Raw genomic sequence first — 20302 nt, forward strand, 5'->3', positions numbered from 1 at the left:
TGCGCGGTGTCGCCGGTCAGGCCCGCAGCCGCAGCCCCTTCGGCGTCACCCGGAACCCGGCCTCGGTGAGCACCTCCGACAGCGCCGAGGCCAGCGAGTCCTGTCCGTCGGCGCGCTCGACGGCGAGCGAGCCCAGCCAACCCTCGTGCACCGCCCCGGCGAGCGACTCGGCCCCGGCGCGCAGCTCGTCGCGGTCCTCGGTGAACGACAGCAGCGACTTCCCGCCGCGTTCGACGTAGAGCGCTGGTGCCCCGTCGACGAGAGTGACCAGGGCGCCTGCCTTGCGACCGGGGCGGTGCCGGGTCTCGCCGGTCGTGTCCGGCCACGGCAGGGCGGCGCCGTAGGGCTGGGCGGGGTCGGTGGCGGTGAGCACCACCCGGGACAGCTCGCGCCACGCCTCCCGTGGTGCCTGCGGGCGGCGACCGGCACCCCCGTCGAACTCGGCGTGGCGACCCGCGCCGCCGAGCCCGCCCAGGCCGCCGCGCAGGTCGTCGGGCACCCCGGCGTACGGGTCGTCCGGTCCCGGGGGAGCCGGACGCGTCACCGACGAGGTCGCCAGGCAGCGGGTCCCCGTCCCCGGCGTCACCGGCGGACCCGGTGGGATCCGGATGGCCGTCGTGCGGGGCGTGGCCGCCGGGCTCCGAGAGGTCGTCGGGGTCGGGGACGGACGGGCCGGGACGGTCGGCGGGGTCGGCGATGACCGCCCCGGGACCGGCGCCGAGGCGGCGCGGGCCGGTCTGCGGGGAGGTGGAGGGGGCGGCGAAGGTGCCGGCGAGGGCCCGGACCCGGTCGATCGCACCCGGTACCGCGAACTGCGCCGCGCCCAGCCCCTCGACGATGTAGCCGCGTCGGCACCGGCCGGACTCCTCCATCGCCCGGAGCACCTTGTAGACCGCGGCGAACCCGCCCGTGACCCGCTCGGTGCCCAGCGCGCCCCGGGTCAGCACGCCGTGACGCTCCAGGAACGCCTCCGCGGCGGCGTGCGCGCGGCGGGTCGGGTCGGGCTCGCGCGGCACCGCCACCGACCAGCGCCCGCCGACCGACGGCGGCCCGGTCCGGCTGGGCATCGACGGCCGCCCCGCACGCAGCTGTGCGTAGCGTCCGCGGGCCGGTCGCCGCGCCGTGCGGTGCGCCCCGCCCTGCCGCCCGGAGGCGCCCCGTCGTGAGCCGCCCCCGGACAGCCGGGCCCGCAGCGGGCCGAGCGTGTCGTTGGTGAGCGCACCCGCCCAGACCAGGTCCCAGACGGCGGCGACGACGTCGTCGTCGGAGGGAGCCGGCTCGCCCTGCTCGGTCAGCAGGACCCCGGCCCGGGTCGCGAGCTCGCGGAAGAACAGCGCACCGCCCCCGGAATCGGGCGCCGCCCCCGGGTCGGTCAGCGCGGCCGGGTCGGTCAGCCCGAGCGCGGCCAGCACCGCGGTGTGCAGCGGGGTGCCCGCGGTGTCGAGGTCCGGGGCGGGCAGCAGCAGGTCCGCCACGTCGGCCGGGGCCAGCGCGAGCCAGCCGTCCTGCCCGGACAGCGCGCCGCACCCGATCCAGGTCACCTCACCGGCGGCGGTCAGCTCGTCGAGCAGCGCGGGGGTGTAGCCCGGCAGCCGGGCGGGCAGCACCAGCGACTCGACCGCGCTCGCCGGCAGCGGAGCCCCGGCGAGCTGCTCGACCACACCGAGCACGTCCTCCGCGCCCGGTGCACGGCGCACCCGGCCGCGCCGCTCGGAGCCCGACCGCACCTGCACGCCCTGCCACTGCGGCAGGAACCGTCCCAGTGCCCGCTGCTCGACGGGCTCGACCTCGTGGCGCAGCTTCGCCAGCGACGCGCGCCGCAGCCGGCGCAGCACCTCGGCGTCGCAGTACTCCGGCTCACCGCCGGATCCGGCGGGCACCGAGGCCTGCGGGCGCAGCTCGCCCTTCATCAGCCGCCCGGTGCCGGTGAGCCGTTCCAGCACTCCGGCGACCACGGCCACTCCCAGCCCGAAGCGACGGGCGAGCTCGGCGGCGGTGAACGGTCCGTGCGTGCGTGCGCAGCGCAGCACGAGGTCCCCGAGCGGGTCGGGCACCGGCTCGGTGAAGGCCTCCGGCACCCCGACCGGCAGCGCCGTGCCCAGCGCATCCCGGATGCGCCCGGCGTCCTCGATCGCAATGAAGCGCTCCTCACCGGCGATCCGCACCCGCAGCGCCCGGCGGTCGCGCTCCAGCTGCGCCAGCCACGCCGGGTCGACGCCTCGGGCCCGCGCGTCGGCCTCGGACAGGTCACCGACGAACCGGAGCAGGTCCGCGGCACCCTCCATGTCACGGGCGTGCCGCTCCGGGTCGGTGCGCTGCAGCTGCCCCTCGATCTCGGCCAGCATCTCCGGGTCGAGCAGCTCCCGGATCGCCTCGGAGCCGAGCAGCTCCGCCAGCAGCGTCGAGTCCAGCGACAGGGCGGCCGCGCGCCGCTCGGCCAGCGGCGCGTCGGCCTCGTAGAGAAACATCCCGACGTAGCCGAACAGCAGGCTGCGCGCGAACGGCGACGGCTGCGCGGACTCGACCTCGACGACCTTGACCCGGCGCGCGGCGACGTCGCCCATCAGCTCGCGGAGCCCGTGCAGGTCGTAGACGTCCTGCACGCACTCCCGCATCGCCTCCAGGGTGATCGGGAACTGCTCGAACTTGCCCGCCACGCCCAGCAGCTGTGCCGAGCGCTGGCGCTGCTGCCACAGCGGGCTGCGGCGGCGCGGGTCGCGGCGGGGCAGCAGCAGCGCCCGCGCGGCGCACTCCCGGAACCGGGAGGCGTAGAGCGCCGAGTTCCCCAGCTCCGCGACGACGATCTGCTCGATCTCGCCCGGTTCCAGCAGCACGTCCTCCGCGTTCGGGACGACCTCGGTGCCGTTGTCGTCGACCGCGTCCGGCAGGCGCAGCACGATCCCGTCGTCCGCGCCCGACGCGCTCACCTCGACCCCGCGTCGCTCCCGCATCCGGGCCGCGATCGCCAGTGCCCACGGCCCGTTGACCTGAGAGCGTGTTTGGAAATGGTGGGTGTGTCGGGATGGTCGACACGGCTGGGGTGCTCCATCGTGGTCGGCATGCAGGAACGACCGCGCCGGTACCCCTCGGACACCAGTGATGCCCAGTGGGTGGTGATCGAGCCGTTGTTACCGCCGCTCGCGCGGCGGGGGCGGCCTGTTGCTCATGCTCGTCGGGACGTGCTGGACGCGATCTTGTATGTCGTGCGGACCGGGTGTGCCTGGCGGGCGTTGCCGGTGGACTTCCCGCCCTGGCAGACCGTCTACTGGTACTTCAACCAGTGGGAACAGCAGAAGGTCACCGAGAAGATCCTCCCGGTCGTGCGGGGGCAGTTACGTATCGCCGAGGGCCGTGATCCGGAGCCGAGTGCGGGGATCATCGATTCCCAGTCGGTCAAGGGCGCCGACACCGTCGGCCAGGACTCCCGCGGCTACGACGCCGGGAAGAAGACAGGCGGACGGAAACGGTTCATCGTGACCGACACCCTCGGTCTGCTGCTGACCACGATGGTGTGCTCGGCCTCGGCACAGGACCGCGACGGCGCCAAGCCGATCCTGCTCAACCTCTACCTGCGCACCAGGGTGCGGTTCGTCTACGCCGACGCCGGCTTCGCCGGGCGACTGCTCGACTGGGCCGCCACGATCCTGCAGACAACGATCGAGATCATCCGCAAGCCACCCGAGCAGCGCGGATTCACCGTCCTCCCACGAAGGTGGGTGGTCGAACGGACCCTGGCCTGGCTCACCGCACACCGACGCCTGGCCCGAGACTACGAACGCCACCCCACCACATCCGAAGCCATGATCCGCTGGGCCGCGATCAACACCATCACCCGCCGCATCGCCCGTGGATACCCCGCCACCCGCCAGCAGAAACACACGACACCCTCAACCCACTAGAATTTCCAAACACGCTCTGAGCACCGAACGGCGAGTGCACGACGAGGCGCCAGTCGCCCAGCTCGTCGCGCGAACCGCTCCACCAGGATCGTGCGGTCGCTCGGCACGTGCCGGGTCGCCTCACGCTGCTCGCGCAGATAGGACAGCAGGTTGTCGCAGGCCCACTCGTCGAGGCCCGGCCGCGGTGGCCGCGGCTCGCGGGCGTCGGCGTCGGCCAGCCCGGACATCTCGCGCACACGACGCGCCGACCGCCCGGCCCAGCTCCAGCGGCCGCCCGATCGACTCGCCCTTCCAGAACGGCATCCGGGCGGGCACCCCCGGCGCCGGGGTGACGATCACGCGGTCGTGGGTGATGTCCTCGACCCGCCACGACGAGGTCCCCAGCAGGAACGTGTCCCCGACGCGGGACTCGTAGACCATCTCCTCGTCGAGCTCACCGACCCGCGACCCGGCGCCGTCCGCGCCGCCCGGGGTCATCACGGTGAACAGGCCGCGGTCGGGGATGGTGCCGCCGGAGGTGACGGCCAGGCGCTGCGCGCCCGGGCGCCCGCGCAGCTCGTCGGTGACCCGGTCCCAGGTGATGCGGGCGCGCAGCTCGCCGAACTCCTCGGACGGGTAGCGCCCGGCCAGCATGTCGAGCACCGAGTGCAGCGCCGAGTCCGGCAGTGCTGCGAACGGGGCCGCCCGACGGATCGTCGCGGCCAGGTCGGACAGCCGCCACGACTCCATCGCGACCATCGCGACGATCTGCTGGGCCAGGACGTCGAGCGGGTTCCGGGGATAGCGGGTGGACTCGATGGACCCGGTCGTCATCCGTTCGGCGACGACGGCGCAGGACACGAGGTCCCCGCGGTACTTCGGGAACACGACACCCTCGGACACCGCGCCCACCTGGTGCCCGGCGCGCCCGACCCGCTGCAGCCCGGACGCGACCGACGGCGGTGCCTCGACCTGCACGACCAGGTCGACCGCGCCCATGTCGATGCCCAGCTCCAGGCTGGACGTCGCCACGACGCAGGGCAGAACGCCGGACTTCAGCTCCTCCTCGACCAGGGTCCGCTGGTCGCGCGACATCGAGCCGTGGTGGGCCTTGGCGACCGTCGGTGCGGCCCCGCCGCCCACCCCGGACTGCCCGACCGCCTCGGCCGGGAAACGCGTCCGGCGCGGTGTCGAGGTCGGCGGCCTCCTCCAGCGCGGCCTCCTCCAGTGCGGTGGCCTCCTGCTCGGCGGCGAGCTCGTTGAGCCGGGAGGTCAGCCGCTCGGCGAGCCGGCGGGAGTTGGAGAACACGATCGTCGACCGGTGCTCGCGCACCAGGCCGAGCAGCCGCTCCTCGACGGCGGGCCAGATCGAGGGCCTGCGTGCGGTGCCCGCGGCGGACCCGACGACCTCATCGTCGGTGCTGCCCGGCGCGGGCCGCTCGTCGAGCGCGGCCAGGTCGGGCACCGGGACCTGGACCTCGACCCGGATCGTCTTGGGGATCGCGGGCTGCACGACCTCGACCGGGCGCGTACCGGACAGGAACGTCGAGACCTCGTCGACCGGGCGCACGGTCGCCGAGAGCCCGATCCGCTGTGGGGTGGCCTCGGTGATCTCCTCGAGCCGTTCCAGCGACACCGCCAGGTGCGCCCCCCGCTTCGTGCCGGCGACGGCGTGCACTTCGTCGAGGATCACGGTTGTCACCCCGCGCAGCGACTCCCGCGCGGCCGAGGTGAGCAGGAGGAACAGCGACTCCGGAGTGGTCACCAGCACGTCCGGCGGGGTGCGCTGGAACTGGCGCCGCTCGTCGGCCGGGGTGTCGCCGGTGCGCATCCCGACGGTGATGTCCGGAACCGGCTCGTCGAGCCGCTGCGCGGCCTGGCGGATGCCGGTCAGCGGCGAGCGCAGGTTGCGCTGCACGTCGACGGCGAGGGCCTTGAGCGGAGAGACGTAGAGGACCCGGCAGCGGTGCTTGCGCTCGGCGGGCGGTGGCGTGGCCGCGAGCCGGTCGAGCGCCCAGAGGAACGCGGCCAGTGTCTTGCCGGACCCGGTCGGCGCGACGACGAGGGCGTTGCGCCCGGCCTGCGCCGCGGACCAGGCGCCCTCCTGGGCCGCGGTGGGCGCTGCGAAGGCCCCCTCGAACCACTGGCGGGTGGCGGGGGAGAAGCCCTCGAGTGCGGTCACGCCGACCATCATGCGGGTGGGGTCCGACAGTCACCCGTCGAGCCACCCGTCGAGCACCCGTCGAACCGGGGTGTGACCTGCGAGGTCAGCGGGCGGCGTCGGCCCTGGTACGGGGCCAGACCTCCGCGGCGTCCTCGGCCGGGAACTCCGCGACGACCGCCGCGACCGTCCAGACCATCGACGCCAGGAAGTCCACGCCCAGCGCGTCGACGTAGTGCGAGGTCTCGCGGGCGTCGGCCGGGTCGACGAGCGGGGCGATGGTGTAGCGCGCCCGGGCCGCGTACCGCGGACCCAGGTTCTGCCCGATCCAGGCCAGCGCCCGCTCGGCGCGGTCGTCGTGGTCGACGAGCGCGGCGCGGGCGGCGTCGTACCAGTCGGCCAGCACCAGGAAGGCCAGCGACCAGCCGGGCGGCGTGGCGTCCGGCGGCACGTCCCGGTCGACCGCGGTCAGCCGGCGCACGGCGAACCGGGCCGGATCCGGCCCCGGCGCGGCGAGCGTCTCGCGGACCGCCCCGGCCAGCACGTCGGACACCATGCGGTAGGCGTTCCGCAGCTCCGCGCCCGCCGACCTGCGTGCGTTCGGGGTCGTCCCCGCCATGTCCACCGTCCTCCGCTCGTGTGGCCGGGCCGGAGCGTAACGCCCTGGCACACGGCGGCCGTCGCACGGCAGCATCCGTCCGTGACCGCCGCACCCGACGCCGTCTCCCCGCCCCAGGACCCCCGCAGCCCTGGCTGCTGACGGTTCTCGCGATGGTTCAGGTGTTCGGTGGACGTGGCGATGAACCTGGCCGGTGCCGCCGCCGGAATCGTGGCCGGGGTGCTCGTGACGGTGTCGTCCTACGCGCTGCTCGGCGCGGTGGCGGTCGTGGTGACGGTGCCGTTCCTGCTGGTGGCGGTGCGTTCGGCCGGTGCGTGACGCCCGGCGGCTGGCTGAGCGGGACTCTCAGCGTCGGCGCTGGTGGAGCCACCAGCGCACCAGCACGACCAGCGCGGACAGCAGCGCGAGCAGGGACACGATCTGCCACGCCAGCGGCGATCCGATGCCGGTCGTCGCGAGGACCTCGTCGGCGACGTCGACCGGGACGGTGGCGGGCAGTTCGGACATATCACCCAGGATACCTGCTCCGGGGCGTCATCGGGCGGACGCCGCACGGAACGGGTGACCCGTCTACCCTCGCGGACGTGCGACTGAGCCACTGAGCCTTTTTCAACCTGACGTTTGTGCTGGTCAGGTAGCTGTGATCATGAGGGTCTGGACCGCGGCGACGAGCTGGGTGGCCTGGTTGGGGCTGGAGCGGATCTTGCGGAGGATCTTCCAGTTCTTCAGCTCGGCGTTGACCCGTTCACCGGGTGCCCGTCGTCGGGCGTGGGCGGCGTTGACCGCTTTCTGATTCGCTGACAGGGGCCGGTACCGGCCGGTGTCGAGGTCGCGGCGGCGGCGTCGGTGGGGGACGGTGATCGCGGGCCCGCCGCCTTGGTAGGCGGTGTCAGCGATCGCCCGCACCCCGGCGGTGTTGACCGCGTCGATGATCCCGTGGGCGCGGGCGGCACCCATGTCGTGCCGGGCTCCGGGTAGCGGTGGGGAGATCCACACCAGCCTGCCGACGGGGTCGGCGATGACCTGCACGTTCAGGCCGTGGCACTTGTGTTTGCCGGAGTAGAACGCCCGGTCGTAGCCGGATGTCATGCCGACCCGGTCGATACGCAGCAGCGTGCCGTCCAGGATCACGAACGCCTTCCCAGCGGCGACGGTGATGGCCTGTTCCAGGGTCGGGGCGAGCGCGGCGAGCAGACCGATCGCCTCGGTCAGGTACCGGTACACCGTCGCGGTGCTCACCGCGAACCCGCAGGCCAGGGCAGCGTAGGTCTCGCCCTTACGCAGGTAGGCGAGCACCAGCAAGGCCTGCCGACCGGCTGAGAGCGTGTTTGGAAATTCTAGTGGGTTGAGGGTGTCGTGTGTTTCTGCTGGCGGGTGGCGGGGTATCCACGGGCGATGCGGCGGGTGATGGTGTTGATCGCGGCCCAGCGGATCATGGCTTCGGATGTGGTGGGGTGGCGTTCGTAGTCTCGGGCCAGGCGTCGGTGTGCGGTGAGCCAGGCCAGGGTCCGTTCGACCACCCACCTTCGTGGGAGGACGGTGAATCCGCGCTGCTCGGGTGGCTTGCGGATGATCTCGATCGTTGTCTGCAGGATCGTGGCGGCCCAGTCGAGCAGTCGCCCGGCGAAGCCGGCGTCGGCGTAGACGAACCGCACCCTGGTGCGCAGGTAGAGGTTGAGCAGGATCGGCTTGGCGCCGTCGCGGTCCTGTACCGAGGCCGAGCACACCATCGTGGTCAGCAGCAGACCGAGGGTGTCGGTCACGATGAACCGTTTCCGTCCGCCTGTCTTCTTCCCGGCGTCGTAGCCGCGGGAGTCCTGGCCGACGGTGTCGGCGCCCTTGACCGACTGGGAATCGATGATCCCCGCACTCGGCTCCGGATCACGGCCCTCGGCGATACGTAACTGCCCCCGCACGACCGGGAGGATCTTCTCGGTGACCTTCTGCTGTTCCCACTGGTTGAAGTACCAGTAGACGGTCTGCCAGGGCGGGAAGTCCACCGGCAACGCCCGCCAGGCACACCCGGTCCGCACGACATACAAGATCGCGTCCAGCACGTCCCGACGAGCATGAGCAACAGGCCGCCCCCGCCGCGCGAGCGGCGGTAACAACGGCTCGATCACCACCCACTGGGCATCACTGGTGTCCGAGGGGTACCGGCGCGGTCGTTCCTGCATGCCGACCACGATGGAGCACCCCAGCCGTGTCGACCATCCCGACACACCCACCATTTCCAAACACGCTCTGAGAGCCGGCGCCAGCGTGTTCCACGCTGACGCCGATGCCCCCGGAGAAGATCAGCAAGATCACGGACGCTACGGCTGGACACGTTCATCCCGGATGGGTAGGACAGCACACGGGGCTCCTGGCAGACGACGGTTCGACACCCATCCGTCTACCAGGAGCCCCACCCCGGCCGGCCTTCACGCCCCTGACCAGCACAAACGTCAGGTTGAAAAAGGCTCAATGCCAAGCCGCACTCGATGCTGTTCGTCGCCGCGGACGAGGACATCAAGGACTGATGACGTCCGTGTCGTTCTCGACGTCGTTCGCGACACTCGTGCCGGCCGGCGGGCTCCTGCCCGCCGGCCCGGCCGGGGACGCCCCCGCCCTGCTCCGTGCAGTGGCGGGGGCCGCCCCGGCGGTCCTCGCCGCAGGACCCTCCGACGGCGTGCCGTTCGCGGACACGGCCCTGCGCCTGGTCCTGCTCACCGCGCTCGCCGTGGTGGCCGGATCCGGCCTGGTGCGTGTCCTCGCCGATACGCCAGGACGCGCCGAGCGGGTCGTCGCGGGAGTCGCGGCGCTCGTCGCCGTCTCCGCCGCGGTTGCCGCGGTGACCCGGTCCGGCGCCGGGATCTCCGGCTGGACCCTGCTGCTCCTGCTGGCGACGGTGGCGGTGCCCGCGCTGCTCGCCGGCCCGCGGCCGGTGCTCGCCGTCGTCCCCGCGGTGGTGGTGACCGGCCTGCTGGCGATCCAGCTGGCCGGGACCCCGTCGGCGCCGTGGTTCGTCCTCGACGCCGGGTACGCGGTCGCGGGTGCCCTGGCCGCCGGTGCCGCGCTGCACCTGGCCACCGCTACCGACCCGGCGCCGCGGGCCGCCCGGGTGCGGATCGTCGGCATCGCGGCGGGGACGGTCGGGGTGGTGCTCGCCGCGGTCCGGGTCGCCCTCGCCGGACCGTTCTCGCTCACCGACCTGCACGGCACCGGCTACGGCCGGGCGGTGCTGGTCACCGTGCTGGCCCCGGCCGCGGTCGCGGCCCTGCTCGCCGTGCAGGCGTGGGTGACCCGCCGTGCGACGGCCGGGACCCGCTCCGACGCGGTGCGTGCCGCCGAGCTGCGCGACCGTCTCCGCACCCCGGTCGTGCTGGCCGCCCTCGCCGCGGTCGGTGCGGCGACGCTGCCGGCCGCACTGCCCGCCCCGGCCCCGGGGGCCACCCCCGGCCAGGCGCTGCTGCGCTCGGTCGACCTCGGTGCGGGCCCGCTGACCCTGGCGGTGTCCCCGATGCGCCCCGGACCCAACCTGGTGCAGCTCACCGGCGGCGGGGTCGAGGTGACCGGCCCGGACGCACGGATGCCCGCCGGGCACGGTGGTGACCCGGGCGCCCCCGCCGGGTACGCGGTACGGGTGGGGGACCGGGTCGTCCCGTTCACCGCCCGCACGGAGGTCCGCGGCGGCTGGGCCCTCGTCGACCTGCCCGCGGGGACCTCGTCGATCACCCTCACCGCGGGTGGCCTGACCCGCTCGGTGCCGGTCGACGTCGGCACCGAGCGCACCGCCCCGGCCGGCGCGACCGGGCCCGACGCCCCGGAGTGCCTGTCGGCCACGGTCGGCCGGATCGTCGCCGGTGGCGACGCCACCGTCGGGAACTGCCCGTCCGAGGTGCTCGACCCGGCCGACGCCGGTGCCCTGCGTGGCACCGTGCGTGCGCTCGGCGGCCAGGGCGCGCCGGGCCTCGCGATCGCCGGCGACGCGTCGCCGCGCTCGCGGGCCGCCGCCGACGTCGTGCGGGCCGAGGCCGCGGCCGCCGGGCTGCCCGTCCGCCCGGCCGCGGGCCCCCAGGACGCGCTGCTGGTCGTCTCGGGCTGGCAGCTCGCCGCCACCACGGTGCGCGACACCGCCCGCGCGGCGCTCACCACGCCCACCGCGCTCGGCGGGACCTACCTGGCACCCTGGCTGCTGACCGGCGGCGTGCTCGGCCAGAGCCCGGGCACCCTGCTCCCGCTGGACTTCGGTCCGCAGGAGCCGGCCCCGCAGCGCTACGTGCGGCTGCTGGCCGCCGTCGCCCCGGGCTCGGCGCCGTCGCTGTCCGGGCTGCGAGCCTGGGCCGCCACGTCCGGCGAGACCTACGCCGACCCGGTGCCGTCGCTGTACGCCGCCGCACCGGTCGATGTGCCCATGACCGCCGACACCGACGGCGGCCACCACGGGTCGCCCAACGAGGCGGCGTGGTTCCCGGGCGGCGCGGTCGTCCGGATCGGCTCCGCACTCGACACCGGTCCCGGCACCCCCGCCGGCCCGACCCCCTGACCGCCACCCACGAGGAGAGTCCCGTGTCGATCACGAAGGATCCGCCCGGCCGGTCGCCGGGCTCCCTGGTCCGTGCCCTGCGCGAGCTGCCCGCCGCCGGGCGCACCGCCTACGGCCCGCAGGACCGCGAGGCCGCCCCGCCGCAGTGGCCGGTGGTCGCGGTCGGCCTGGTCCTGGCGGTGCTGTTCCTCGTCGGGGTGGGCGCCGTCGCCCCGGCGACGATGGTGGGCACCGCCGCGCTCGGCCTGGCCCTGGGCTTCACGCTGTTCCACTCCCGGTTCGGCTTCACCTCCGGCTGGCGGCAGCTCGTCGCCGTCGGGCAGGGCGCCGCGATCCGCGCGCACATGCTCATGCTGGCGACGGCGTCGGTGCTGTTCGCGGTGATCCTCTCGTCCGGGTTCGCGCTCGCCGGGGACCCGCGGGGCTTCACCAACCCGATCGGCATCGGGCTCGTCGTCGGCGCCTTCCTGTTCGGCGTCGGCATGCAGGTCGGCGGGTCGTGCGCGTCGGGGACGCTGTTCGCCGTCGGCAGCGGGCAGTCCGCGATCGTGCTGACGCTGTTCGGGTTCATCGTCGGGTCGATGTTCGCGGTGTTCACCCACACCTTCTGGACGCAGACCGTCCCGCAGGGTCCGAGCATCAACCTGGCCCAGCTGCTCGGCTACCCGGGTGCGGTCGCGGTGACGCTGCTGGTCACGGCGGGGATCACCGTGGTGACCTGGGTCGTCGCCCGGCGCCGCACCCCGCCCCCGGTCGAGCGGCCGCCGTCGGCCCGCGGTGCGGCACGCGTGCTGCGCGGCTCGTGGCCGATGTGGGTCGGCGCGCTCGTGCTCGCGGTGCTCAACGCGGCCGTCCTGTTCGTCTCCGCCGCCCCGTGGGGTGTGACCTCGGCGTTCGCGCTGTGGGGCTCGAAGGTCCTGCAGGCGGTCGGGTTCGACATGGCGGGGCTGGCCTACTGGCAGGTCCCGGCGAACGCCCGGTCGCTGGCCGCGCCGGTGCTCGCCGACCGCATCTCCAACCTCGACGTCGGCATCATGATCGGCGCGCTGGTGGCCTCCGCGGTGGGCGGCGCGTTCGTGCTGCACAAGCGCATCCCCTGGAAGCTCGGTCTCGGCGCCGTCCTCGGCGGCATCGCGACGGGCTACGGCGCGCGCCTCGCGGGCGGCTGCAACATCGGTGCCTACTTCTCCGGCATCGCCTCGTTCAGCCTGCACGGCTGGATCTGGGCCGTCGTCGCACTCGGCGGCACCTGGGTCGGGCTGCGGCTTCGGCCGCTGTTCGGCCTGACCAACCCCAAGCCGGTCGACTCGCTCTGCTGAGCAGGCCGGACGCTCCCCCCACCAGAGAGGTTCACACCATGACCGCACGCACCACCGCCCGCGCGCTGGCCGCCGTCGCCGGCGCCGGGGCGCTGGCCACCCTGGCCGGCGGGCTCGCGCACGCCGACGAGGGCCACCAGGGCCACGGCCACGGAGACGCCCACTACGACGGCACCGTCTGGCACTACGACGGCGAGGCGACCCCGAGCGACTCGGCCGAGCTGAACCCGTCCGCCGGTGACCGGCCGGGTGGGAACACCCCTGTGTACCTGCTCAAGGACGTCCCGGCGGCGCCGCTGCCGAAGGACCTGCTGACCCCGGTCGACCTGACCGCGCCCGTGTTCGGGGCGCTCGCCGGCCTGAGCTGACCGGTCCGCCCCGGGCGGTCGTGCACAGGGCCGCCCGGGGTGCAACCGGCTCGCACGGGGCAGGCGGGCCGGGATCGCCCCGTCCGGGATCTCCCGGGCGGGGCGATCACGCGTGCGGGGCCTCCTGCAGGACGGCCTGCACGTCGAGGTCGATCCGCAGCGTCCGCCCGACGGCGAGCACGCCGGCCAGCACCGACTGGTTCCAGTCGATCGCGAACTCGTCGCGGGAGATCTCGGTGGTGGCGGTGAACGCCGCCCGGGTGCCGCCCCACAGGTCGGGGCCGGTGCCGCCGTAGGTCATGTGCAGGTCGACCGGTGCCTTGACGCCCTTGAGCGAGAGCATCCCGTGCACCGTCCAGCGGGTGGCGTCGACCCGGGTCAGGCCGTCGCCCTCGTAGCCGATGGCCGGGTGGGTCTCGACGTCGAGGAAGTCCGCGGTCCGCAGGTGGGAGTCGCGGTCGGGGTCGTCGGAGTCCACCGATCCCGCGTCGATCGACACACTGACCGAGCTGGCCTCGAACGGGTCGGCCACCCGCAGGTCGCCGGAGAACCGGCGCAGCCTGCCGTGGATGCGGCTCATGCCCAGGTGCAGCGCGGTGGCCCGGATGCTGGAGTGCTGCGGGTCGATCCGCCACAGCCCCGGGGTGGGCAGCACCGCGCCGCCGGCCCTGGCGAGCTCGACGCGGCCCAGGTCGACGCCGTCCCCGGCGAGGGAGACCGCCCGCGCGGAGGGCTCGTACCCCGCCGCGGCGACGACGACCGTGTGCGGTCCCGGCGCCAGCTCCGCCACCGCGAACCCGCCGTCGGCCCGGCTGGCCGCCCGGCCCCGCTGCACGCCGGTGGCGTCCATGACGGTGACCGTCGCGCCGGTCACCGGCCAGCCGTCGGGGGTGCTCAGCCGTCCGTAGAGCTCAGCCATGTCCGTGCTCCGTCCGCGTCGGGCCGCCGATCCGGTCGTCGTCGGTCGGGTCCGGGGCGCCGAAGCGCACCTCGACCGGCGTGGTCGCCCCCCGTGCCACCTGTACCGCGACGACGACCGGCGCCCAGCCGCTCGCGGTCAGCTCGTGCCGTCCGGGCGGGAGTCCGTGCAGCTCGTAGCTGCCGTCCCGGCCGGTGGTGGTCTCGGCGACGGTGCGGCCGTCGCTGTCGCCGATCACGATCCGAGCCCCGGGCACCGGCGGCCGTCGCCGCTGCGGGCGACACCGGCGATCCCGGCCAGGGCGGGGAAACGCAGCTCCACCGGCGGCGCGGCCGGGTCGGCGTCGACGGTGCGGGCCAGCGGCCCGTGCCCGGGTGCGGTCGCGGTGAGGGTGTGCGGGCCGGTGCCGGGGGTCTCGACCAGGAACCGGCCGGCCGGGTCGGTCGGCGTGTGCGCGACGACCTCGCCCGCGGTGTCGATCAGTGTGACGGCGGCGGCACCGACCGGGTGGCCCGTCGCGTCGGTCAGGGTGCCCCGCACCGTGCCGCCGCCGGCGACGGTCACGTCGTGCCGGGCGGGGGACGCGCCGACGGCGACCAGCCCGGCGTCGGGCCCGGCGCCGTCGGTGCGGGTCACCACCAGGTACGTCCCGCCGGTGCCCAGGGGCACGGCGTAGGTGCCGTCGTCGCCGCTGGCGGTCCGCCCGTGCTGGCGGCCGTCGAGGTCGGTGACGGTGACGGTCGCGCCCGGCACGGGGGTGCCGGACCGCCCCCGCACGGTGCCGACGACCGCAGGTCCGTCCCGTTCCGGTGTCACGTCGCGACCTCCCAGTTAGTTGCGCATCGCAACGATAACCCTCCCGGGTGGGCGGTGCGTCACCCGCACCGGTGTCGCCGGCCGGTGATCGGGCCGCCGTGCGCTCGGGGGGCTTGCGTCACGTGTAACCGGTGGTAACGTTACCGGTGGTTACAGCATTGACGTCGTTGTCTGCGAGGAGTCGACATGACCGCCACCGTTCCGGAGCACGGGCTCGAGGCCGGGAACGACCGGCACGCGGAGGACCGGCACGACACCGCCGAGCGCCTCCTGCGGTCCTCCGAGGAGCTCTCGTTCGACCCGGCCACCCAGGTCGACTGGGACACGCCGCTGGACCGCGACTACCACGGCATGAGCCCGGAGTGGAGCAGTCTCTACGGCACCGCCTACTGGGCGGAGCTGACCGAGGAGCAGCGCAAGGAGCTGACCCGCCAGGAGTCGGCGTCGGTCGCCTCGACCGGCATCTGGTTCGAGATGATCCTGCAGCAGCTGATCCTGCGGGACTTCTACGCCAAGGACCCGACCGACCCGGCGTTCCAGTGGGCGCTGACCGAGATCGCCGACGAGTGCCGCCACTCGATCATGTTCGCCCGCGGTTCGGCCAAGCTCGGCGCCCCGGCCTACATCCCGAAGAAGCGCGTCGTCGCGATGGGCCGGCTCTGCGCGGCCGTCTACTCCGGTGAGGCCGCCTACGCCTCCATCCTCGTCGCGGAGGAGGTCCTCGACGTGATGCAGCGGGACTGGATGCGCGACGAGCGCGTCGTCCCGTTCGTCCGGACGATCAACAACATCCACGTGGTCGAGGAGTCGCGGCACATGAAGTTCGCCCGCGAGGAGACGCGTGACCGTCTCCGCGGGGCGGGCCCGCTGCGCCGCCAGGTCCAGGCCCTGTTCGTGGCGCTGGCCGCCTACGAGATCGTCACCGCCATGTGGAACGAGGACCTGTACGAGAACGCGGGCCTCGACCGGAAGCGCGCGCTGCGCGAGGCGCGGAACAACGAGCACCACAAGGCACTGCTGCGGTCCTCCTGCGCCGGGCTCATGGAGTTCCTGTCCTCCTGCGGCCTGCTCACCAAGCCGGCGCTGGCCCTCTACCGTCGCGCCAACCTGATCTGATCCGGAGCCGGCCGTGCCCTTCGCGATCACCCAGACCTGCTGCACCGACGCGTCGTGCGTCGCCGCCTGCCCGGTCAACTGCATCCACCCCACGCCGGACGAGGCCGACTTCGCCACGACCGACATGCTCTACATCGACCCGCGGGCGTGCATCGACTGCGGGGCCTGCGCCGACGCCTGCCCGGTGGACGCGATCTTCCCGGTGGAGCGGCTGAGCGCATCACTCGCCGGGTACGCCGAGGTCAACGCGGACTACTTCGAGGGCAAGCCGGTCGCCGGGAAGCTGGAGGGCGACTCCCGCTGTTCCACGAGTGGTACCCGCTGAAGTTCACGCGGTCGCTGCCCGCGGACATGGCCCCGCTCGACGTCGCCGTCGTCGGGACCGGGCCCGCCGGGATGTACGCCGCACAGGACCTGCTGCTGCACACCTCGTCGACGGTCACGCTCTACGACCGGCTCGACGTCGCGGGCGGGCTGGTGCGGTTCGGGGTCGCGCCCGACCACCCGTCGACGAAGGGGATCGGGGAGTCCTTCGCCCGGTTCCACTCCCACCCGCGGGTGCGGATGCGGCTGGGCACCGAGGTCGGCCGGGACGTCTCGGCCGACGAGCTGGCCGCCCGGCACGACGCCGTGGTCTGGGCCGTCGGTGCGCCCGCGCCGCGCGACCTGGGCCTGCCGGGGGAGGGATTGCCCGGCAGCATCGCCGCCGACACCGTCGTGGGCTGGTACAACGGCCACCCCGACGTGCCGCGCGACGCCGTCGACACCTCGGTGGAGCGCGTCGTCGTGGTCGGCACCGGCAACGTCGCGATCGACGTCGCCCGGGTCCTCACCGCGTCGGCCGCCGATCTGGAGGGCACGCCGATCGACCCGGCCGCGCTCGCCGCGCTGCGCACCGGTGCGATCACCGAGGTCGTGCTGCTCGCCCGCCGTGGCCCCGAGGCCGTCGCCGCGACCGCACCGGAGCTGCGCGAGCTGCTCGGCCGCAGCGGCGTCGAGGTCGTCGTCGACGAGCACGACCCGCGCATCGCCGAGTCCCTCGACGGCCCCGCCGCGTCCCCGTCGCACGCGCTGCTGCGCGGCGCCCGCCGGGAGAAGATCGACTGGTCGGTGCCGGCCGAGCGCCCACGGGTGGTGTTCCGGTTCCACTCGGCGCCCGAGCGGATCGACGGCACCGTCCGGGCCCAGGGGGTGCACACCGCGGACGGGACCGACATCCCGGCCGGTCTGGTCGTGCGCGCCGTGGGGCACCGCGGCCGTTCCGTCGCCGGCCTGCCCTTCGACGACGACCGCGGCGTCGTCCCGCACGACGCCGGCCGCGTCGAGGGCCGTCCCGGCCACTACGTCGTCGGCTGGATCAAGCGGGGCCCGTCCGGAGGGATCGGCACCAACCGCACCTGCGCGGCCGAGACGATCGGGTCCCTGCTCGACGACGCCGTCGCCGGCCTGCTCCCGTCGCGCCGCCCGACCTCGCGCCTGGGCGCCATCACCCGGCGGCTCCGCCGGAGCTGACCGCCACCCTGCGCGTCGATCAGTACCTCAGCGCTGTCCCGCGGTCGGACGACGACGCTCAAGTACTGATCGACGTGCGGGCGGCTCGGGCACGGGCGGGCACGGGCAGCTGTCCCGGGTCAGCGGCTCAGGTCCAGCAGGGACAGCGCGCCGCGCAGCACGTCGTCGATCCGCGCGACCGGGACGCTGCGGCGCCACTCGTCGAGCGTGCCGCGCACCAGGATCCGCCCGGGGGCGAGGTCCAGCCCGTGCAGCCGCAGCGCGCCGGGCAGCCCGGGGAGTTCGGCCCGGCCCGAGCGGATCGCCGCCAGCGGGCTGCGGTCGACCATCGCCCGCACCGAGCGACGGGTGTCCGCCGAGCGGGGTGGACCCATCCACCGCCCGGCGACGGTCAGACCGGTGACCTTCCAGGACAGGGTATGCCCGTCCACCGACACCGCGAGGTCGGCGGCCCCGAGCCCGGGACGGCGACGCAGCCGGGCCCGGGCGACGCCGTCGTCGTCGACACCCACCTCGACCTGCGGGAGGTGCTCCCGCAGCCGCCCGGCGACCCAGGCCGGGTCGAGCTCGGCCTCGATCTCCACCGGGCCGGTCACCAGCTCCGGCGCGAGGCCGGGACGCAGCCGCACGTCCGCGGCGGTCACGGTGAGCCCGCGCAGCGTGAGACCGGGCCGGACGACGTCGCGTGCGGCGAGGGTGACCGTGGCGAACCGCCCGGTCGTCAGCGCCCGGGCACCGAGCCCCGACGACGCGACGGCCGTCGGCACCAGCCGCACCTGGGCCCCGCGGGAGCGCAGCGTGGTCGGGCGCCCGACGTAGCGCAGCCGCGCGGCCTCCAGCAGCGCGCGCAGGAGCAACGCCGATCCGGGCGCGGTCCCCGCGTCGAGCAGGGCCGTCGCCGCGGAGGGGCCGGCCGGCGTCTCGACTGCCATGACGCTGCTGGCTCCCTCGAACGGTGGACGCGGTCGGTCCGAGCGTCGCAGGCCGGGCGCTCCTCCGCGCGGCCGCGTCGGGGATGTGCGACGACCCGCACGCCGTCGTCGGCCGGTGGCACGACGGCGGTCGGTCGGCACCGGCGCACGGCGCGGCCCGCCGTCGACGGACGCCCGGCCGCGTGCCGCGGTCGACACCGGCCCGGGGCGGGCACCCCGTCGCCCGGGTGTTGTCCCGCAAGGCATCCGGTCCGGGAACAGCCCCATCGGGGCGTTTAGGACAACCCGGGAGAGTGATGGACCTGCTCCGGTCTGGACACGGGCCCGGGTGGTGGCGGCACCGTCTGTCATGGCAGTGATGCGCTCTGCGGTCCCGGAGACCGACGTGATCGTCGGCCGCTACATCCTCGCGACCCATGTCGGCATCGGGTCGACCGCGACCGTCTACCGGGCCTGGGACCCGCACGAGGACCGGGCGGTCGCGGTCAAGCTGTTCCTCGACCGCTGCGAGGACGGCAGCCTCGACCGGCTGTGCCGCGAGCTGCGGACCATGGCGCACCTGGACCACCGGAGCCTGGTGCCGCTGCTGGGCGGGGGCGTCGACCGCGGCCGCCCGTTCATGGTGTCCGAGCTCGTCGTCGGCGGGACGCTCGCGGCTCGGCTGGCCCACGGTCCGCTGCCGGTCGAGCAGGTCGCCGGGATCGGTGCCGACATCGCGTCCGGCCTCGCGCACCTGCACGCCCGTGGGGTGGTGCACCGCGACGTCAAGCCCGCCAACATCCTGCTCTGCGCTGAGAGCGTGTTTGGAAATGGTGGGTGTGTCGGGATGGTCGACACGGCTGGGGTGCTCCATCGTGGTCGGCATGCAGGAACGACCGCGCCGGTACCCCTCGGACACCAGTGATGCCCAGTGGGTGGTGATCGAGCCGTTGTTACCGCCGCTCGCGCGGCGGGGGCGGCCTGTTGCTCATGCTCGTCGGGACGTGCTGGACGCGATCTTGTATGTCGTGCGGACCGGGTGTGCCTGGCGGGCGTTGCCGGTGGACTTCCCGCCCTGGCAGACCGTCTACTGGTACTTCAACCAGTGGGAACAGCAGAAGGTCACCGAGAAGATCCTCCCGGTCGTGCGGGGGCAGTTACGTATCGCCGAGGGCCGTGATCCGGAGCCGAGTGCGGGGATCATCGATTCCCAGTCGGTCAAGGGCGCCGACACCGTCGGCCAGGACTCCCGCGGCTACGACGCCGGGAAGAAGACAGGCGGACGGAAACGGTTCATCGTGACCGACACCCTCGGTCTGCTGCTGACCACGATGGTGTGCTCGGCCTCGGTACAGGACCGCGACGGCGCCAAGCCGATCCTGCTCAACCTCTACCTGCGCACCAGGGTGCGGTTCGTCTACGCCGACGCCGACTTCGCCGGGCGACTGCTCGACTGGGCCGCCACGATCCTGCAGACAACGATCGAGATCATCCGCAAGCCACCCGAGCAGCGCGGATTCACCGTCCTCCCACGAAGGTGGGTGGTCGAACGGACCCTGGCCTGGCTCACCGCACACCGACGCCTGGCCCGAGACTACGAACGCCACCCCACCACATCCGAAGCCATGATCCGCTGGGCCGCGATCAACACCATCACCCGCCGCATCGCCCGTGGATACCCCGCCACCCGCCAGCAGAAACACACGACACCCTCAACCCACTAGAATTTCCAAACACGCTCTGAGACCGGCCGGGCACGTCTCACCGACTTCGGCGTCGCCCGCGTGCTGGGCTGCTCGGCGCTGACCCGGACCGACACCGTCCTGGGCACCGCGGCCTACCTCGCGCCCGAGCAGGTCGCCGGTGAGACGGTCGGCCCCGCCGCGGACGTGTACGCCCTGGGCCTGGTCCTGCTCGAAGCGCTCAGCGGGGAGCGGGAGTACCCGGGGACCACGGTGGAGTCCGCCGTCGCCCGGCTGCACCGGCCTCCGCGGGTCCCCGGGGAGCTGTCGCCCCGGCTGCACCGGGCGTTGGCCGCCGCGACCTGCCGGCACCCGGACGAACGGTCGGCCGCCGACGACCTCGCCCTGCTCCTCCGGCACCACCGGCGACCGATGGATCTCCGGCGAGCCGGCGGCCCCGGACCGTCGTAGCC

Annotated in this window: 13 protein-coding genes and 9 pseudogenes; 10 read left to right on the forward strand and 12 right to left on the reverse strand. The window is 74.2% G+C overall.

What is annotated here, in order from left to right; genetic code table 11:
• Positions 1–16 precede the first annotated feature (16 nt).
• Both KPL57_RS72025 and KPL57_RS11795 read right to left on the reverse strand, forming a co-directional pair.
• The gene (locus tag KPL57_RS72025) at positions 17–586 is read right to left on the reverse strand and encodes a hypothetical protein (protein ID WP_374203699.1); all 570 of its coding nucleotides are present in this window, start codon (positions 584–586) and stop codon (positions 17–19) included.
• A gap of 67 nt (positions 587–653) precedes the next feature.
• Positions 654–3008: pseudogene (locus KPL57_RS11795) on the reverse strand (DEAD/DEAH box helicase); the annotation flags it as partial.
• Here KPL57_RS11795 and KPL57_RS11800 point away from each other — a divergent pair.
• Positions 3006–3915: pseudogene (locus tag KPL57_RS11800) on the forward strand (IS5 family transposase); the annotation flags it as partial. The pseudogenes KPL57_RS11795 and KPL57_RS11800 sit on opposite strands and share 3 nt — an antisense overlap.
• On the opposite strand, the pseudogene KPL57_RS11805 reads toward KPL57_RS11800, so the two are convergent.
• A pseudogene (locus KPL57_RS11805) lies at positions 3916–6072 on the reverse strand (DEAD/DEAH box helicase); the annotation flags it as partial.
• Positions 6073–6145: 73 nt separating this feature from the next.
• On the reverse strand, positions 6146–6658 hold the full coding sequence (locus tag KPL57_RS11810; protein ID WP_226351626.1) for a hypothetical protein: 513 nt from the start codon (positions 6656–6658) through the stop codon (positions 6146–6148).
• Between the two features lie 168 nt (positions 6659–6826).
• Between KPL57_RS11810 and KPL57_RS11815 the strand changes: the two genes are divergently transcribed.
• The gene (locus tag KPL57_RS11815; RefSeq protein WP_226351627.1) at positions 6827–6976 is read left to right on the forward strand and encodes a hypothetical protein; all 150 of its coding nucleotides are present in this window, start codon (positions 6827–6829) and stop codon (positions 6974–6976) included.
• A 27-nt stretch (positions 6977–7003) separates the two neighbouring features.
• On the opposite strand, the gene KPL57_RS11820 is transcribed toward KPL57_RS11815, so the two are convergent.
• The 4 genes and pseudogenes from KPL57_RS11820 to KPL57_RS11835 form a co-directional block, all read right to left on the reverse strand.
• Positions 7004–7165: a hypothetical protein gene (locus tag KPL57_RS11820; protein WP_226351628.1), complete on the reverse strand. Its 162-nt coding sequence runs from the start codon at positions 7163–7165 to the stop codon at positions 7004–7006.
• 123 nt (positions 7166–7288) lie between these two features.
• Positions 7289–7981 (reverse strand): annotated as a pseudogene (locus tag KPL57_RS11825) (transposase family protein); the annotation flags it as partial.
• Positions 7935–8889, reverse strand: a pseudogene (locus KPL57_RS11830) (IS5 family transposase). The pseudogenes KPL57_RS11830 and KPL57_RS11825, both read right to left, overlap by 47 nt.
• A gap of 14 nt (positions 8890–8903) precedes the next feature.
• Positions 8904–9014: pseudogene (locus tag KPL57_RS11835) on the reverse strand (IS5/IS1182 family transposase); the annotation flags it as partial.
• A gap of 165 nt (positions 9015–9179) precedes the next feature.
• Here KPL57_RS11835 and KPL57_RS11840 point away from each other — a divergent pair.
• The 3 genes from KPL57_RS11840 to KPL57_RS11850 are packed head-to-tail and all read left to right on the forward strand — an operon-like array spanning position 9180 to position 12873.
• Complete coding sequence (locus tag KPL57_RS11840) at positions 9180–11186, forward strand: hypothetical protein (RefSeq protein ID WP_226351629.1); 2007 nt, start codon at positions 9180–9182, stop codon at positions 11184–11186.
• Between the two features lie 23 nt (positions 11187–11209).
• Positions 11210–12505 (forward strand): YeeE/YedE family protein, encoded by a 1296-nt coding sequence (locus tag KPL57_RS11845; RefSeq protein WP_226351630.1) that lies wholly within the window; start codon positions 11210–11212, stop codon positions 12503–12505.
• Between the two features lie 38 nt (positions 12506–12543).
• A complete protein-coding gene (locus KPL57_RS11850) occupies positions 12544–12873 on the forward strand; it encodes a hypothetical protein (protein WP_226351631.1) in 330 nt (109 codons plus the stop codon).
• 106 nt (positions 12874–12979) lie between these two features.
• Here KPL57_RS11850 and KPL57_RS11855 read toward each other — a convergent pair whose 3' ends face one another.
• Genes KPL57_RS11855 through KPL57_RS11865 form a run of 3 tightly spaced genes read right to left on the reverse strand, consistent with a single transcriptional unit; the run spans position 12980 to position 14608 of the window.
• Entirely contained in the window at positions 12980–13792 is an 813-nt protein-coding gene (locus tag KPL57_RS11855) for a YceI family protein (RefSeq protein ID WP_020627540.1), read from the reverse strand.
• Entirely contained in the window at positions 13785–14030 is a 246-nt protein-coding gene (locus KPL57_RS11860; protein ID WP_308252849.1) for a carboxypeptidase-like regulatory domain-containing protein, read from the reverse strand. The genes KPL57_RS11855 and KPL57_RS11860 overlap by 8 nt, the downstream gene beginning before the upstream one ends.
• Positions 14027–14608: a carboxypeptidase-like regulatory domain-containing protein gene (locus tag KPL57_RS11865; protein ID WP_226351633.1), complete on the reverse strand. Its 582-nt coding sequence runs from the start codon at positions 14606–14608 to the stop codon at positions 14027–14029. The genes KPL57_RS11860 and KPL57_RS11865 overlap by 4 nt, the downstream gene beginning before the upstream one ends.
• 186 nt (positions 14609–14794) lie before the next feature.
• On the opposite strand from KPL57_RS11865, the gene KPL57_RS11870 reads away from it, so the two are divergent.
• Positions 14795–15724 (forward strand): diiron oxygenase, encoded by a 930-nt coding sequence (locus KPL57_RS11870; RefSeq protein ID WP_020627538.1) that lies wholly within the window; start codon positions 14795–14797, stop codon positions 15722–15724.
• A 13-nt stretch (positions 15725–15737) separates the two neighbouring features.
• Positions 15738–17236 (forward strand): annotated as a pseudogene (locus tag KPL57_RS11875) (FAD-dependent oxidoreductase).
• Between the two features lie 119 nt (positions 17237–17355).
• Here the strand turns inward: KPL57_RS11875 and KPL57_RS11880 are convergent.
• A complete protein-coding gene (locus tag KPL57_RS11880; RefSeq protein ID WP_075307712.1) occupies positions 17356–18168 on the reverse strand; it encodes an LmeA family phospholipid-binding protein in 813 nt (270 codons plus the stop codon).
• Between the two features lie 358 nt (positions 18169–18526).
• Here KPL57_RS11880 and KPL57_RS11885 point away from each other — a divergent pair, with 358 nt between their 5' ends.
• The 3 genes and pseudogenes from KPL57_RS11885 to KPL57_RS11895 form a co-directional block, all read left to right on the forward strand.
• Positions 18527–19072 carry a serine/threonine-protein kinase gene (locus KPL57_RS11885; RefSeq protein ID WP_226351634.1) on the forward strand — a complete coding sequence of 182 codons (546 nt, stop codon included), beginning with the start codon at positions 18527–18529 and terminating at the stop codon, positions 19070–19072.
• Positions 18978–19953, forward strand: a pseudogene (locus KPL57_RS11890) (IS5 family transposase). The gene KPL57_RS11885 and the pseudogene KPL57_RS11890 overlap by 95 nt, the downstream one beginning before the upstream one ends.
• A pseudogene (locus tag KPL57_RS11895) lies at positions 19902–20300 on the forward strand (protein kinase); the annotation flags it as partial. The pseudogenes KPL57_RS11890 and KPL57_RS11895, both read left to right, overlap by 52 nt.
• Between the last annotated feature and the right edge of the window lie 2 nt (positions 20301–20302).

Source organism: Pseudonocardia sp. ICBG601, assembly GCF_020496245.1.

What these genes read in the sequence shown, in the direction of transcription:
- KPL57_RS11855 (WP_020627540.1), bottom strand. Translation starts at nt 13,792, where the DNA reads ATGGCTGAGCTCTACGGACGGCTGAGCACCCCCGACGGCTGGCCGGTG.
- KPL57_RS11850 (WP_226351631.1), top strand. Translation starts at nt 12,544, where the DNA reads ATGACCGCACGCACCACCGCCCGCGCGCTGGCCGCCGTCGCCGGCGCC.
- KPL57_RS11885 (WP_226351634.1), top strand. Translation starts at nt 18,527, where the DNA reads ATGCGCTCTGCGGTCCCGGAGACCGACGTGATCGTCGGCCGCTACATC.
- KPL57_RS11840 (WP_226351629.1), top strand. Translation starts at nt 9,180, where the DNA reads ATGACGTCCGTGTCGTTCTCGACGTCGTTCGCGACACTCGTGCCGGCC.
- KPL57_RS11810 (WP_226351626.1), bottom strand. Translation starts at nt 6,658, where the DNA reads ATGGCGGGGACGACCCCGAACGCACGCAGGTCGGCGGGCGCGGAGCTG.
- KPL57_RS11870 (WP_020627538.1), top strand. Translation starts at nt 14,795, where the DNA reads ATGACCGCCACCGTTCCGGAGCACGGGCTCGAGGCCGGGAACGACCGG.
- KPL57_RS11880 (WP_075307712.1), bottom strand. Translation starts at nt 18,168, where the DNA reads ATGGCAGTCGAGACGCCGGCCGGCCCCTCCGCGGCGACGGCCCTGCTC.
- KPL57_RS11820 (WP_226351628.1), bottom strand. Translation starts at nt 7,165, where the DNA reads ATGTCCGAACTGCCCGCCACCGTCCCGGTCGACGTCGCCGACGAGGTC.